The 13,843-nt window shown below is 41.5% G+C and carries 17 protein-coding genes; 8 read left to right on the plus strand and 9 right to left on the minus strand.

Translation table 11 applies throughout. From position 1 onward, the window contains the following. Positions 1–77: 77 nt before the first annotated feature. On the plus strand, positions 78–1,001 hold the full coding sequence (gene rnz, locus ACFVSW_RS16465) for a ribonuclease Z (protein WP_387317741.1): 924 nt from the start codon (positions 78–80) through the stop codon (positions 999–1,001). Between the two features lie 50 nt (positions 1,002–1,051). Here rnz and namA read toward each other — a convergent pair whose 3' ends face one another. The 3 genes from namA to ACFVSW_RS16480 form a co-directional block, all read right to left on the minus strand. Then, positions 1,052–2,071, minus strand: a complete 1,020-nt coding sequence (gene namA / locus ACFVSW_RS16470) for an NADPH dehydrogenase NamA (RefSeq protein ID WP_387317742.1) — start codon at positions 2,069–2,071, stop codon at positions 1,052–1,054. A gap of 146 nt (positions 2,072–2,217) precedes the next feature. Continuing rightward, positions 2,218–2,388, minus strand: a complete 171-nt coding sequence (locus tag ACFVSW_RS16475; protein ID WP_387317743.1) for a DUF3973 domain-containing protein — start codon at positions 2,386–2,388, stop codon at positions 2,218–2,220. 201 nt (positions 2,389–2,589) lie between these two features. Next, positions 2,590–3,252 carry a DUF1232 domain-containing protein gene (locus tag ACFVSW_RS16480; protein WP_387317744.1) on the minus strand — a complete coding sequence of 221 codons (663 nt, stop codon included), beginning with the start codon at positions 3,250–3,252 and terminating at the stop codon, positions 2,590–2,592. Positions 3,253–3,372: 120 nt separating this feature from the next. On the opposite strand from ACFVSW_RS16480, the gene ytaF reads away from it, so the two are divergent. Together ytaF and ACFVSW_RS16490 are read left to right on the plus strand one after the other, a co-directional pair. Next, the gene (ytaF, locus tag ACFVSW_RS16485; RefSeq protein ID WP_387317745.1) at positions 3,373–4,002 is read left to right on the plus strand and encodes a sporulation membrane protein YtaF; all 630 of its coding nucleotides are present in this window, start codon (positions 3,373–3,375) and stop codon (positions 4,000–4,002) included. 681 nt (positions 4,003–4,683) lie between these two features. Then, entirely contained in the window at positions 4,684–5,352 is a 669-nt protein-coding gene (locus ACFVSW_RS16490; RefSeq protein ID WP_387317746.1) for a helix-turn-helix domain-containing protein, read from the plus strand. Between the two features lie 34 nt (positions 5,353–5,386). Here ACFVSW_RS16490 and ACFVSW_RS16495 read toward each other — a convergent pair whose 3' ends face one another. Further along, complete coding sequence (locus ACFVSW_RS16495) at positions 5,387–6,535, minus strand: glycosyltransferase family 2 protein (protein ID WP_387317747.1); 1,149 nt, start codon at positions 6,533–6,535, stop codon at positions 5,387–5,389. Positions 6,536–6,610: 75 nt separating this feature from the next. Further along, on the minus strand, positions 6,611–7,453 hold the full coding sequence (gene proC / locus ACFVSW_RS16500; protein ID WP_387317748.1) for a pyrroline-5-carboxylate reductase: 843 nt from the start codon (positions 7,451–7,453) through the stop codon (positions 6,611–6,613). Between the two features lie 468 nt (positions 7,454–7,921). Here proC and ACFVSW_RS16505 point away from each other — a divergent pair, with 468 nt between their 5' ends. Together ACFVSW_RS16505 and ACFVSW_RS16510 are read left to right on the plus strand one after the other, a co-directional pair. Next, positions 7,922–8,884, plus strand: a complete 963-nt coding sequence (locus tag ACFVSW_RS16505) for an MBL fold metallo-hydrolase (RefSeq protein WP_387317749.1) — start codon at positions 7,922–7,924, stop codon at positions 8,882–8,884. Positions 8,885–8,917: 33 nt separating this feature from the next. Further along, entirely contained in the window at positions 8,918–9,715 is a 798-nt protein-coding gene (locus ACFVSW_RS16510) for an SDR family NAD(P)-dependent oxidoreductase (protein WP_387317750.1), read from the plus strand. Positions 9,716–9,789: 74 nt separating this feature from the next. Here ACFVSW_RS16510 and ACFVSW_RS16515 read toward each other — a convergent pair whose 3' ends face one another. After that, the gene (locus ACFVSW_RS16515) at positions 9,790–9,981 is read right to left on the minus strand and encodes a YqzH family protein (RefSeq protein WP_387317751.1); all 192 of its coding nucleotides are present in this window, start codon (positions 9,979–9,981) and stop codon (positions 9,790–9,792) included. A gap of 162 nt (positions 9,982–10,143) precedes the next feature. Here ACFVSW_RS16515 and ACFVSW_RS16520 point away from each other — a divergent pair, with 162 nt between their 5' ends. Both ACFVSW_RS16520 and ACFVSW_RS16525 read left to right on the plus strand, forming a co-directional pair. After that, on the plus strand, positions 10,144–11,403 hold the full coding sequence (locus ACFVSW_RS16520) for a Y-family DNA polymerase (RefSeq protein ID WP_387317752.1): 1,260 nt from the start codon (positions 10,144–10,146) through the stop codon (positions 11,401–11,403). Between the two features lie 139 nt (positions 11,404–11,542). Next, positions 11,543–11,878, plus strand: coding sequence for a YolD-like family protein (locus ACFVSW_RS16525; RefSeq protein WP_387317753.1), 336 nt, complete (start codon positions 11,543–11,545; stop codon positions 11,876–11,878). A 38-nt stretch (positions 11,879–11,916) separates the two neighbouring features. Here the strand turns inward: ACFVSW_RS16525 and ACFVSW_RS16530 are convergent, their stop codons facing one another. After that, complete coding sequence (locus ACFVSW_RS16530) at positions 11,917–12,123, minus strand: CDGSH iron-sulfur domain-containing protein (RefSeq protein ID WP_387317754.1); 207 nt, start codon at positions 12,121–12,123, stop codon at positions 11,917–11,919. A 138-nt stretch (positions 12,124–12,261) separates the two neighbouring features. On the opposite strand from ACFVSW_RS16530, the gene ACFVSW_RS16535 reads away from it, so the two are divergent. After that, the gene (locus tag ACFVSW_RS16535; protein ID WP_387317755.1) at positions 12,262–12,594 is read left to right on the plus strand and encodes an iron-sulfur cluster biosynthesis family protein; all 333 of its coding nucleotides are present in this window, start codon (positions 12,262–12,264) and stop codon (positions 12,592–12,594) included. Positions 12,595–12,616: 22 nt separating this feature from the next. Here the strand turns inward: ACFVSW_RS16535 and ACFVSW_RS16540 are convergent, their stop codons facing one another. Both ACFVSW_RS16540 and ACFVSW_RS16545 read right to left on the minus strand, forming a co-directional pair. Beyond that, positions 12,617–13,537: an alpha/beta hydrolase gene (locus ACFVSW_RS16540; protein ID WP_387317756.1), complete on the minus strand. Its 921-nt coding sequence runs from the start codon at positions 13,535–13,537 to the stop codon at positions 12,617–12,619. A 122-nt stretch (positions 13,538–13,659) separates the two neighbouring features. Next, positions 13,660–13,800 (minus strand): hypothetical protein, encoded by a 141-nt coding sequence (locus tag ACFVSW_RS16545; protein ID WP_387317757.1) that lies wholly within the window; start codon positions 13,798–13,800, stop codon positions 13,660–13,662. Positions 13,801–13,843 lie beyond the last annotated feature (43 nt).

Raw genomic sequence — 13,843 nt, forward strand, 5'->3', positions numbered from 1 at the left:
TAAGGAGAAATCGAAAGAAGTTTGTGCTATATTATCGATATTGGAAAAAGGAACGGCAGAGAGAGGAGTTTTGAATTGTGGAGATATTTTTCTTAGGAACGGGTGCAGGCATGCCGGCAAAGCTGCGCAATGTGACGTCCATAGCCTTCAAATTACTTGAGGAGCGGGGTGCTGTTTGGCTGTTTGATGCCGGTGAAGCCACCCAGCATCAAATATTACATACATCGATAAAACCGCGGCGGATTGAAAAGGTTTTTATTACCCACTTACACGGCGATCATATTTATGGACTGCCTGGATTGTTATCGAGCCGTTCGTTTCAAGGCGGGGAATCAGAGGTTACTGTTTATGGTCCGAAAGGGATTAAAGAATATATTCATGTTAGTCTTTCCTTGAGCCAGACTTATTTAAAATATCCGTTGACGGTTATTGAAATTGACGAGGGTGTCATTTTTGAAGATGAGCAGTTTGCGGTTGAAGTCCGCTTACTTGAACATGGCATTCCTTCTTACGGCTATCGGATAGTCGAAAAGGACAGACCGGGTACATTGCTTGCGGATAAGCTAATGGAGGCAGGGGTTCAGCCGGGACCGATTTTTCGCAACATAAAAAATGGGGAAACGGTTACACTTGAGGATGGCCGGGTGCTTGAGCCAGGTGAGTTTGTTGGACCTGATCAAAAGGGTCGAGTCGTGGCGATTCTTGGGGATACTCGGTATTGCGAGAATGCGCTATTGTTGGCGCAAGATGCTGATCTATTGATTCATGAAGCCACCTTTTCAAAAGGGGAGGAAAAGCTTGCCCATGATTATTTCCATTCGACAACCCATCAGGCGGCAGACATTGCATTACAAGCCGGCAGTAAGAAGTTGTGCTTAACCCATATAAGTTCACGTTACGACCGAAACGCTTGGCGTGAATTGGTCGATGAGGCACAGGAAGTATTTCCGAACACGGAGATAGCGGAGGATTTTAAAGAGATAAATATTCCACTAAAGTAAATAAAAACGAAAGCACTCACAACTTGGCGAGTGCTTTCGTTTTTATCATTTTAAATCCAGCCGCGCTCGTATTGTTTTGGTGCTTCGATGCTTACACCAAGCTCTTTGGCAGCTGTTCGCGGCCAGTATGGGTCGCGCAATAATTCACGGGCTAAAAAGACTAAATCCGCTCTCTCATTTTGTAAAATTTCCTCAGCCTGAATCGCTGAAGTAATCAAACCTACTGCACCTGTTGAAATCTCAGCGCCATTCTTAATCGTCTCTGAATATTTAACTTGATAACCCGGATAGACGTGAATATGTGCTGGGATTACAGCACCTGAGCTTACATCAATTAAATCGACACCCTGCTCTTTCATCCACTGGGCAAATGTTATGTAATCTTCTGCGGTTAATCCCTCTTCATGATAATCATGAGCTGAAACCCTTACAAATAATGGTCCAATCCAAACGGTTTGGACGGCATCAATCACTTCGCGAAGTAAACGGTAACGGTTTTCAGCGGACCCGCCGTATTCATCGCTTCTTTTATTGGAAAGAGGTGAGAGGAATTCGTTAATTAAATATCCGTGGGCACCATGAATCTCTATTACATCAAAACCAGCTCTTGCGGCCCGTTCAGCACCTTTTTTAAACGCTTCAACCGTTTCTGCAATATCTGCCGTTGTCATTTCCTTAGGGGTTTTCATTTTTTCATTAAAGGCGATTGCAGAAGGGGCGATAATGTCGCCTTCTAATACAGCTTTCCGGCCGGCATGGGCGAGTTGAATCCCTGTTTTAGCTCCATGCTCCTTCATTAAACCGACAAGCTCCTGGAAGCCTTTAACATGCTCATCATTCCAGATGCCTAAATCCTGAGGTGAAATCCGCCCCTGGGGTGTTACAGCTGTTGCTTCGACAATAATGAGACCGACCTGACCAACTGCTCTAGATGTGTAGTGAGTGTGGTGCCAGTTTTGTACATGCCCATCCTCATTGGGGCTGGAATACATGCACATCGGTGCCATTACAATTCTGTTCTTAAGCGTAACTCCCTTAATGGTATAGGGAGAAAATAATTTTGCTGTCATTAACTAGTCCTCCTGTTCGAATATTAACCCATTCAAAGTATAGCAAACGCTCCAGGGTTTTGAAAAAATTATCACCTGTTAGAGAGAAAAATAGCCTGACCCCTCACTGTGAATGCAAAGGGGGCAGGCTAATCTCGTTATGGTTTTCAGCTAATTTTAAAATCGTCCCAATACCATTCAAGGTTTTTGTTAACTTCACATATACCTAAAGGAATTTTTTGTCCCCTAAAAGGATCTATATAAAAGCCATTCTTAAATACCCTGCTGTCCACAAGTTTTTGCTTGTGCAGTTGAGAACAAGCGATGCAATAAAACATTTATTTTCACTTCCTTTCCACTCTGTCCTGACTACTTTTGATGTATGTTATGAATTGGTGTTGAAAAAAGTGTTTGTATATAAAAATAAAATTGACAAAAACTCAACACTTTGCAATGTTATCAAATCTCATTCAACTCATCATGCAAGAGTAATTGGTACAGTTTGGGGCAGGTGTGAATGCATCGGCGATCAGGCTTCTCTAATTATTGTTGCCATCCAATTTTGCAAGTCGTTCCAAACCAATTTGAACAGCTAAGCAATCGTCCAAATATCCAAACGGAAACACGTAATCAGGGATAATATCTGTTGATAAAATAAAGTATAAAAGTACACTGCCGAGGATTGTGCGCTTTTCTGCCGAATTATTTTCTTCACAGAAACTCTTGTACATTTTTTTTAATTCAATAATAAAAGGTCCTGCCCCCCTAACTTGTTCCACTTTTGTCTCAAACTCCTCCAATATCTTCTGCTCTCCTTCTTTTGTGAGGGCAAATTGTTCATACTTGGCCAATTCCTGATATATTTGCTCCATGTTGAATTGTCCATCTAATAGATTGGAAGAGATAAGAATTTCTTGTATTGTCTCGATGGAATCAAAAATATCAGATGGAGTGTTTTGTTCATTTACATCGATATTATACCCGGCAGCCTGTAGTAATCTTGCTACTGGAACGCCCAAATGATTAGCAATCAGCTGCAGATGTGAGGGCTTTGCTTGTTGTTTATTATTTGCTATTCGTGAAATCGTCGCTGTATCAATACCTGTGAGTGTACTAAGCTTTCGCATGGAAAGCGAACGTTCTCTTAACAATGTCTTTATTAATTGTCCAAGGTTTTGATCCTCGCCTCTTTTAGTTGACATCACACTCGCTCCTTTATGGGTTTACATTTTGTGTTGACGGTTTATCAACATATTTGAAGTGGACATGCACTATTTGTCAAAGAAATCAATACAATGTAAAAAAAATAAGGAGTGTTGACATTGGCTTGGTTAATCATTTTAGCTTTTGCTGTTTCATCAAGTATAGATAATTTAGGGGTAGGAATTTCTTATGGTATTCGAAAGATACACATTCGGTTAGGCCCGAATATTTTGATTGGGATCATTTGCTTTCTCATGAGTATGGCGGGAATTTCGTTTGGACTTTGGCTATCCAAGATTCTTCCCGGAATACTCCCTGTGATCTTCGGAGCAGTCTTATTATTTATTATCGGTATTCGAATCATTCTATTGGCGAAGCCGCGTAAAAGAGATGCTTCAAAAGTGAAAAATGAGGAAGGGCAGCCCAATAGTATTAAAGGTATTCTAAGAAATCCAGAGATAGCCGATACCGATAAGTCTGGAGAAATTGGTTGGGGGGAAGCGATCATTCTCGGCATTGCATTATCCGCGAATGCGCTTACGAATGGACTAGGTGCTGGTTTACTCGGGCTTTCACCGCTTGCTATTTCTTTAACAGCTGCAGTTGGCAGTATCGTTAGTGTTTGGGCAGGTGTGAATTTAGGAGCTAAATTAGCCGATGTTCGGATTGGTTCATTTACTGTCGGTCAATTTGGAACAATTATTAGTGGCGTGCTCATTTTAGTAATAGCATTTACCGCATTCTTCTAGATTAGGAGTTTGGTCAAATAGGGCTGTGATGTTTGAAGAAAGGTTGTCTTGGTGAGCATTGATAATCTGACGAACAAACTCGCAGGCCCTTCTATATAATACGACAAAAAGAAAGCTAGTATGCTAAAAGGTAATAATAAGTAAAAATCAAAAAGGACATTTGTTCATTAACCTGAATTAGGATAATGAACAAATGTCCTTTTTCTTTTGGATTCCCTATTTAAAAATTTGATAGTATAAAAGCCCTCCCAGCTTTTTAGGAGAGCTCCACGTTTGATAAGTAAGGGCATTGTAAGGTTCATTCAAAGATAGGTTATGTCGATTCCGAATTCAATGAATCATTGTAAAATACAATGCTATATTTAGAAAAAAGAACGTATGACTCGCTGCAAAAATGATTCCGCGTTTCGTATCTTTATTCATAGTAATAAATCCCATTTCATAAAACTCATCATAAACACTCCTTGACAGTTTTTTATATTATATTAGAATCCACAATAACTGTGTCTATTTTGGCAACGAATTCTAAAATAATAATAAAAAAATTGGTAATATTTCAATGAGGTGTTGAATAATTATCAACACGAGGGTATTATTCTTATTATATAAGGGTTTTTTTGGAGGATTGTATTTATTTCCAATTTAGTAACTGTAATAATTTTAAGGAAAGGAGCGCTGAATATGTCTGAAGGCAGTAAAAAAAATAATCTTGGTTTGATGTTAATGGAATTATTGAAGGAACGCTCATTATCGATGCGGAAACTTAGCGAACTCAGTGAAATTGATACAGCTACAATATCAAAAATCATAAACGGTAAGCGAAAGGCTAGTCCTGAATATTTGCAAAAATTTGCTGAATGTCTAGGAGTCCCGATTACTGATTTATTCATTGCTGCAGGTTATCCCATTGAACAGCAGCAGGAAAGGCAGCATTCAGATATTCATATGTCTGTTGACAGTATTCAAAATTTGCTCGAATCCTCAAACCTATATGATAAAAAGTTTTCTATAGCTAGTGTTGAACAGCAATTAGCTCATTACGAACAATATACACAAACAGAAGAGGGGAAAGAAACGATCCTTAACAGCTTTGAGGATAAGCTTCAGAAAGTTGGCAGCATTGGTCCATTTATAAGCAACTTAAAGGATATGTTTGAAAGATTTCGCTTAAGAAAGGGTACACCGCGTGAACTTGCTTTAATAGGTGCTGGACTACTCTATTTCATTTTACCAGTAGATGTCATTCCTGATTACATTTTTCCAATTGGCTATTTAGATGACGCAATCGCTGTACAACTTGTTATGAAGTTATTATTAAAAGGAAGTAATGGCGAGGTTCAAAATAAGTAAGTGGATCTGATTTCTATGAATCAATCCACTTTTTTTATTCTTTTTCTCTAAGCTCACTTAACGAGTATTTCGTGCCTCTCCACACAATTCCTCCGCGCTTAAAGGTGAGATAGCATGCCCTGATAATCGAGTAAATAAATAGTAATGCTGTAATTGGTAAAACAAGAAACAAGGCAGGGGAGAAAAGCGTCATTCTTTTAATGATGATAACGTAAAGAATTCCGCTAGTCACAATATTCCCTATGCTTAGAAGGACAATCGTTTTGTTTCCCCAAAAAATGGTGAGAAACGGGAGGACATTCGTGACAAACACCCCGAAAATTGAAAAAAATACCATGCTAATTCGATAGTTTAATCCAGCGAATGTATTTTTTTCAAGCCCAACAAATGCCTCTTTCAAACTCCCGTACCATTCAACCTCAATTAATTGGAGCGCAGTAACAATTCGTTGACGGTAGCCTGCCTTTTTCATTTTCATTCCCAGCTGCAAGTCATCGTCTGGTCTCATTTTGATTTTTTCATGCGTCCCAAAGGATTCATAAGCCTCCTTAAAAACAAGATTGAATGCTCCAATCCCAGTTCCAATCTTCGATTTTGGATTGTTTGCCATCCACGGACGTTTAAAATAAGAAAATCCAAATAGGAAAAAAGCGACGAACGATTTCAGCCAGAAGCGATTTGCATTTAAATTGGGAGCCGCCGTTAAATGGTCAAGTCGATGCCTTTCAAAATAATGCAGCGCCTTTGCAAATGCTTCCTTTTCATATTTAACATCTGCATCTGTGAATAATAGCCATTTTCCTGAAGCTTGAAGAGATCCCTTATACAAGGCGTGATTTTTACCAAGCCAGCCTTCAGGCAATTCATCGATATGAAGTACTTTTATCCGTTGGTCTTCTTCCCGCAATGCGTCCATTATATTCCCGGTGTCATCGGTGGAACGGTCATTGACGAGGATCCATTCGACATTTCTATAGGTTTGCTTCAACTGACTATGGACACTTGCATTGATTTGGTTTTCTTCATTTCGCGCTGCCACGATTACCGATAATAACGGTCCCGTTTCGAGTTCTGGCTCTTTTTCAAGAGCGTCTAAATGCCGTAACCCAATTAGTGCATCTAAAAGAAAAACGAGCCAAACAAGAATGCCCAATATGAATAAAACAATTAGAATGATTTCCATTTTCCCAGCCCTTTTTACCTTTAATTAAATCGCTTATGTTTAGTTTAAGGTAAAGGGAGGCAAACATACCACCTTTTAAGAGGACTTTCCAACCTTGAGCTGCGCTTCTAAGGTGCTTCCCATCTTTTTTGATTGGGCCGTGGCTGCTTGGATACAAGAAATGAATGCTTGCTGCACCCCATGTTCCTCCAGCACCCGAATGCCGGCCTCAGTGGTTCCGCCTGGACTTGTTACATCTAGACGTAATTGCTCAGATGATTTGGAGGAGTTTCTCACCATTTCCGCTGCTCCAATAAGTGTCTGTACAATGAGTTCCTTCGCCATTTCCTTTTCTAGACCAATCTCGACTGCACTATTTTCCATTGCTTCGATGAGATAATAAATATAGGCAGGTCCGCTCCCGGATAGTCCTGTTACGGCATCAAGCTGTCCTTCCTCTACAAATCTTGCCAATCCTACGGTTCCAAAGAGCTGCTCCGTTGTTTCCAACTGATTATTGGTGATACGGCTATTTACGGCAATGGCAGTCGCCGATTTTCCAACCGCAGCAGAGGTATTAGGCATCGCCCTTGCAATCGATAGCGATTTTCTTGCTAATGTTTCGATGGTATTCATGGAAACACCTGCTAAAACGGAAATGACTAGCATTTGCTCAGTCAGGTGCTCACGAATCATTTCGATGGCAGAATCCGCATCCTTTGGCTTCATTGCTAACATGACAATATCTGCACCTTCAAAAAGCGTATTTAAATCGTAGGTGCAGCGAATGCCATAATGTTCTTGAAGACTCGCTAACCTTTTTTCATTCGAATGATTTGTTACCCAAATCTTGTTTCGGTCAATTAAACCATTTTCCAGAATCCCTGAAATGAATGCTTCCGCCATCTTACCTGCACCAACAATCGCTATCTTTTTCATGAAAAATCCTCCTTTTTAAATACAAAAAGACCCTTCATCCATAAAGGACGAAAAGGTCTAGCTTCCGCGGTACCACCTTCATTTACCCTGATTTTAAGAAAATAATCTGGGTTCACTCGACTCCCGATAACGTGGGATTCCGTTAGGTTTTCCTAAGTGCTCCTAAGGTAGGTTCAATGATTAAGAGGGCGGTGAAGTCTTTCAGCCGTCGAACTTCACTCTCTTTCGCCATTTCTCATTTACTAGTCTTATTCATCGCTTTAACGAATTAAATTTTAATTGTGATTATGCTTGAAAAACAGCTTGTCTGTCAAGTGATAAATAGTATGAGTTTTTCATTTTTTCTGAAAAGTTATGCAGGAATAATGACAATTGGTGAAAAAATCGCTACACTTTAATTTATATAGTTATTGTCAAAAATTGTTCACAGGTATTCTTTATACAACAATAATGTTAGGAGTTTTTTGAATGGCAGAATGGAAAGATGGAATTGCTAAGATTACCTTACCGACACCTTTTCCTGTTGGAGATGTAAACGCCTATTTAGTTAAAGGAGAGCGGTTAACGCTTGTGGACACAGGGGTGAAAACGGAAGAGTCCTGGAATGCACTTACCGAGCAGATGGCTGAATTAGATTTAAGCCCTAACGATATCGAGCAAGTGATCCTTACTCACCATCACCCTGACCATGCCGGGATGCTTGATTTTTTCCCAGACTCATTGGAGGTGTATGGTCATCCGCTAAATGAACGATGGATCCATCCCACGGAAGCCTTCTTCCAAGAACAAGAAGCTTTTTTCAAAGAGCGTTTTCAGGAGTTTGGCCTGCCTATGGAATATTTCACGTTCCTTTTTAAGTTACGAAACACTCTGAAGTATTCCTGTAACCGATCGTTGACAGGACATCTTGTTGAGGGGATGAACCCACCTGGGTTAAGTGAGTGGCAGGTACTTGAAACACCGGGCCACGCCCAAAGTCAAATTGCTCTTTTCCGCGAGAAGGATGGAATTTTGATTGGCGGAGACTTAATCTTAGCCCATATTTCACCCAATCCATTACTTGAGCCGCCGGCACCTGGTGAACAAGAAAGACCGAAGCCGCAGCTGCAGCATAATGATTCGATGAAGAAGCTGTTGTCGTACCCGATTCAGTTCGTCTATACAGGACATGGCAAGGAGGTTTTTCAGTTAAAAGAGCTGATAGAACAAAGGCTCTTGCACCAGCATGAACGGGCAATGAAGGTCAATAATTGGCTGAAAGAAGAGCAACTCACCGTTTTTGAGATTTGCAAACGCCTATTTCCGTCTGTCTATCAACGAGAACCGTTGTTAACGATATCAGAAACAGTGGCGCAGCTTGACTATTTAGCCTCTATCGGGGAAATTAGTAGTAAGGATAGTCAGCCCGTGCTTTATTATGCTAGACATTAAGGAGAACGGGGCCGACTTAGATGGGGGATTCATATGGTTATGGACCGTTTAAAAGCTAAAAATATTGTGATTACCGGTGCATCCGGTGGAATTGGTGCGGAAATTGCCAAGCTATGTGCGGCAAGCGGAGCTAATCTTGTTTTGCTGGCACGGAGCATCGACAAGCTGGAGCAGCTTCAGTCCGACTTGCAGCAAAAGTATCAGGTCAATGTGGTTGTTTTCCAGCTCGATGTGTCAGATACCAATCAGGTTGAGGCAGTTTTTCAGCGGATTTTTGATTCTATCGGGGACATTGATATCCTGGTGAATAATGCCGGCTTTGGGGTATTCCGTGAAGCCCATGAAGCTTCAATCGACGAAATCAAAGGGATGTTTGAAGTGAATGTGGTTGGTTTGATGGCATGTACAAGTATGGTCTTGCCTAAGATGCGGGCACGGCGCTTTGGTCATATTATTAATATTGCTTCCCAGGCAGGGAAAATTGCTACGCCGAAATCGAGTGTTTATTCCGCCACGAAGCATGCCGTACTTGGTTATACAAATTCGCTGCGGATGGAACTTGCTGATTTCAATGTGCAAGTGACATCTGTGAACCCAGGGCCAATTGCCACTAATTTTTTTACCATTGCTGATGAACAAGGCACTTATGTAAAAAATGTGCAGCGGTACATGCTCCAGCCTGAATTTGTCGCACGTAAGGTCACAGGCAGCATGCTGACGAAAACGCGGGAAATTAATTTGCCGCGCTGGATGAACATGGGGAGCGTTGTTTACGTTCTGTTTCCACGGCTGTTTGAGCGGATAGGGAAACGAATGCTTAATTCTAAATAAATGGAAAGCTGCCTTGCCACGGCAGCTTTTTGTAATTTGGTGCCTGCCCCGCTGCGTTACGCCTTATGATCAGGTTAATTTGCCAAAAACTCATACACTATATCATTCACTACCTCATATAAATCCGCGGCAGGTTCGTCCTCTTTTATTTGAAAAATTCGCTTTGTCAGTTCCTCTAAATCTTTATCGCCGATCGGCATCGATTCTGCCTCGTAGTACTGTTTAAAACAATTCTTAATCATTTTAACGACTAGTTTTTTTTCCACAGATATACACCTCACCAATCATTATACCGTTTTTTCAACCCAACCTGCATATCGGAAAGATGTCAATAAATTCCTATTGAATACGAACGAATATTCGCTTAAGATATGTATATAATAATAAAGAACTAATGTTCGATATTTAAACCTTGTGGGTGAAAAGTCATGGTCGATTACAATATGTTACCGAAAAACAAAATTTTATGTGTGGATATGAAGAGCTTTTATGCAAGCTGTTCCGCTGTCATGGAAGGCCTCGACCCTTTGAATTGCTATTTAGCAGTGGCTGGTAACAAAGAGCGGCAGGGAAGCGTTGTGCTTGCCGCTTCACCGCGGCTAAAAAAAGAATTTGGCATCAAAACCGGTTCGCGGCTATTTGAGATTCCCAATGACCCAAGGATTCAAGTTGTCGAGCCGAAAATGGCAACGTATTTGCGGATTGCAACCGAAATTTCTCGTGTGTTTAACCGCTTTGTTCCAAAAGAAGCTATTCATGTCTATAGCGTCGACGAAAGCTTTATTAAAGTGGATGGCGCGATTCATTTGTGGGGGGATGCCCATACGATTGCTCGAAAAATTAAGGATGATATTGAGCGGGAATTTCAGCTTCCGTGCGCGGTTGGAATTGGTCCAAATATGTTACTTTCGAAGCTTTGCCTTGACCTCGATGCAAAGAAAAAAGGAGTGGAGGAATGGACGTATGCAGATGTGCAGACGAAGCTTTGGAACGTATCACCGCTTCGGGAAATGTGGGGGATTGGCAGGCGTGTCGAAAAAACCTTAAACGGGATGGGTATTTTCACGGTTGGCCAGCTGGCCCGCTATGATTTAGAAAAGCTGGAGAAAAAATTCGGCATCATGGGAAACCAGCTTTATCATCATGCCTGGGGCGTGGACCTCTCCGATTTGGGGGCACCAATCATCCAAGGGCAAATCAGCTTTGGGAAAAGTCAAATTCTGTTAAGGGATTATAAAGAGGAGGAAGAAATTAAGGCGGTTATTTTAGAAATGTGTGAAGAAGTCGCCCGAAGAGCACGGACACATCGAAAGGCAGGGAGAACGATTAGTCTCGGGGTCGGCTACAGCCAAGATGAATTTGGCGGCGGTTTTCATCGCTCCAGGTCAATCCAGCAGCCAACAAATGTGACAATGGAGCTTTACCGCGTCTGCCTTGAATTGTTTCATGAACATTATACGGGAAAGACAGTACGGCAGATTTCGATTGCCATCAGTAATATTGTCGACGACCACGAGCTTCAGCTCGATCTGTTTGATATGGGTGCCTATAAGAGGAGGGAGCTTGGCTATGTGGTTGACTCTGTCCGCAGGCGCTTCGGCTCAGGTTCCCTGCTGCGCGCTGTATCTTATACGGCTGCAGGAACGGCTAAGCACCGGGCAACACTTGTTGGCGGACATAAAAGGTAGTAAGAAAAGCGGAAGCGCCTTGCCCAGGGGCGTGAGTCTAGACGGGCCGGCGAGAAGGCTGCTTTTTAGCCTTCTTGACGGATTGGCTTATGACCCGAGCCCATAGGCGCTGGAGCTGGACAAAGGGAGGTAGAGGCGTATGATTCGCGACCGCGGCAGAATCAAATGGACGTCAATGATGCTTCCTGAGCATGTGAAATTGCTCAGGGATTGGGTAAAAGAAGATGGCTACGAACAGAAAAAGGAAATGGATGAACAGCAGTTAGAGCTCATGAACGAAACCTTATCTGAAGCGATTGAATTTGATCAGTTCGTCACGATTACCCATTATCGGAACCGGAACTATGAAATCGTGATTGGAAAAATTCATTACTGGAATGAACTGACGCAAAGGCTTCATGTCGTCGACCGCTTTGCAGAAGTGCATCGGATTCCGATTAATGCGATTGCCGACATTCGGCTAACAGATGTATAAAAAGAGCGGCTCCAAATCGGAAAGCCGCTCAACCGTAATTAAACCTCTTTTGGAACCCGAACCTGGGATTCAAAATTCCCTTTATGCGAGCCGTCGCAAAACGGTTTATTATTAGACCTTCCGCAGCGGCAGAGGGAAAAGGAAGGTTTTGTTGTATAGACATTCCCCTCGCCATCTAGTAGCTCCACATCACCTGAAATTCTTAATGAACCGTTATCATTTACTTTGATTTGAACCTTTGACATAACTAGCACCCCTCTTAAAAATATTTGTAATAACCGGTAAGACAGGGAAATGTAAACAAAAGACTGCGAGTAAAAAAATAAGCTGCCCCAAAAAACTGTGATACAATCATCATATGCTAGAAGAGGGGAGTTTTAAACATGGAAATTACCATTACAGAAGCGGCAGCTAAAAAAATAAATGAGCGAACCAAAGGCCAAGAAGGTTACCTAAAACTAAAATATGATACAGACGGCTGCGGCTGTGCCGTAAACGGGGTAGTAGCCTTGTGGTTTGTTCCGGAAGTAGAAGAGGATGAAATCGCGATTGAAACAAATGACAAAACGGTTTATCTTGAAAAATCAAAAATGGTCTTTTTCGATGAGCAAATGAAAATTGATTTTTCGCAAACCACAAATTGCTTTCAATTAAAAAGTCCGCAGCAAATCTTAAATGGACACATGAGCCTCATAATAAAAGAAAAAACAGACTGATCCTAATCGGACAGTCTGTTTTTTAACTAGGCAAAGCATGATCAACATATTTTTGCAAAAATTCATCAATAACCCGTTCATAATCAGCCCTGTTTTCGTTAAAAGACTGAGCGTGCCGCCCGTTAGCTGCAAGATAGAGCATTTTAGGGCCTTTTTTTTGCTCAAATAAGTCTTTTGTCATCGATGGGAGAATAAAATCATCCTTTTGACTGTGAATGAACAGAACAGGATGTTTGATATTTTCAATGACCGAAATCGGCGAGACATTTCGAATCGAATATTTATCACGTAAGCGCAAGAGAGCATCGCCAATTGGAAGTAACAGACCAGGGATGAGCTTGAAGTCCTTTTTAATTAAATAAGCAAGCTGTTCCTTAAAATCAGAAAACGGGCAATCCGCAATATAAAAATCTGCCCCGTCTTCAAGCAGCCCGGCGTATAGCAGCATCGTGGCCGCCCCCATCGATTCGCCATGAATCCCCAGTTCAAGTTCAGGTCCTTTTTCTTTTTTTAGCCAGTCAACAACCGTCTTTAAATCGAATTTTTCATAGTGACCGAAGCTGGTCGTTTTTCCGCCTGATTCCCCGTGCCGTCGATGATCATAGATCAGGGCATTGAATCCGCGTTCTAAGAAAAGGTTCGCGTATTTAATTGAATTAATTTTCGTTTCCGTCACCCCGTGTGAAATAATGATGTAGCGGTTGGAATCGTGCGGCTCCACAAGAACAGCTTTAATTGTATAACCAAATGGGGAAGGAATATCAACCTCTCGCTTTGGAAGGGATTCAAACTCATCGGGATTATACCAGCCAGCTTCCTTTTCCCGCTTTAAAATCAATTCCTCATCCTTCTTTTTCATATACATAACACGGTTTGTAAAGTACAAAGCAAGCAAAAACCAAAAGAATAACAAAACAAACAGGGTTCGAAATGCCTTCTTCAATAAAGGACACCTCCCGAGGTAATAGTTATATAGAGTATGAAAAACAAGTTTTATCCGCCCATGTTTTAGCATGGAAAAAGCCGCTGACATCAATGAGCGGCTTCCGAGTTTCGAGGATAAATTTACTGCTCTGAATTCTGTCGTTTTGTTGGGTGGAGTGCCTTTTCGAGTTCTTCGGCGGCAATCATCCGCTTCCCGCCGCCTGCATTATCGGCATAGTTTTTTCCACTTTGGCTGTTTCCTTTATCACGCTTTTGGCTCATGAACATATTCTCCCTTCAAGCTGGTCTCATTTAATAAGATGGA

This window comes from Neobacillus sp. NPDC058068 (genome assembly GCF_042885335.1).
Classification (GTDB): Bacteria; Bacillota; Bacilli; order Bacillales; family Cytobacillaceae; genus Neobacillus.

What these genes read in the sequence shown, in the direction of transcription:
- ACFVSW_RS16475 (WP_387317743.1), bottom strand. Translation starts at nt 2,388, where the DNA reads ATGTTTTATTGCATCGCTTGTTCTCAACTGCACAAGCAAAAACTTGTG.
- ACFVSW_RS16545 (WP_387317757.1), bottom strand. Translation starts at nt 13,800, where the DNA reads ATGAGCCAAAAGCGTGATAAAGGAAACAGCCAAAGTGGAAAAAACTAT.
- ACFVSW_RS16530 (WP_387317754.1), bottom strand. Translation starts at nt 12,123, where the DNA reads ATGTCAAAGGTTCAAATCAAAGTAAATGATAACGGTTCATTAAGAATT.
- ACFVSW_RS16520 (WP_387317752.1), top strand. Translation starts at nt 10,144, where the DNA reads ATGGTCGATTACAATATGTTACCGAAAAACAAAATTTTATGTGTGGAT.
- ACFVSW_RS16510 (WP_387317750.1), top strand. Translation starts at nt 8,918, where the DNA reads ATGGTTATGGACCGTTTAAAAGCTAAAAATATTGTGATTACCGGTGCA.
- namA (WP_387317742.1), bottom strand. Translation starts at nt 2,071, where the DNA reads ATGACAGCAAAATTATTTTCTCCCTATACCATTAAGGGAGTTACGCTT.
- proC (WP_387317748.1), bottom strand. Translation starts at nt 7,453, where the DNA reads ATGAAAAAGATAGCGATTGTTGGTGCAGGTAAGATGGCGGAAGCATTC.
- ACFVSW_RS16535 (WP_387317755.1), top strand. Translation starts at nt 12,262, where the DNA reads ATGGAAATTACCATTACAGAAGCGGCAGCTAAAAAAATAAATGAGCGA.
- ACFVSW_RS16525 (WP_387317753.1), top strand. Translation starts at nt 11,543, where the DNA reads ATGATTCGCGACCGCGGCAGAATCAAATGGACGTCAATGATGCTTCCT.
- ACFVSW_RS16505 (WP_387317749.1), top strand. Translation starts at nt 7,922, where the DNA reads ATGGCAGAATGGAAAGATGGAATTGCTAAGATTACCTTACCGACACCT.
- ACFVSW_RS16495 (WP_387317747.1), bottom strand. Translation starts at nt 6,535, where the DNA reads ATGGAAATCATTCTAATTGTTTTATTCATATTGGGCATTCTTGTTTGG.
- ACFVSW_RS16490 (WP_387317746.1), top strand. Translation starts at nt 4,684, where the DNA reads ATGTCTGAAGGCAGTAAAAAAAATAATCTTGGTTTGATGTTAATGGAA.
- ACFVSW_RS16480 (WP_387317744.1), bottom strand. Translation starts at nt 3,252, where the DNA reads ATGTCAACTAAAAGAGGCGAGGATCAAAACCTTGGACAATTAATAAAG.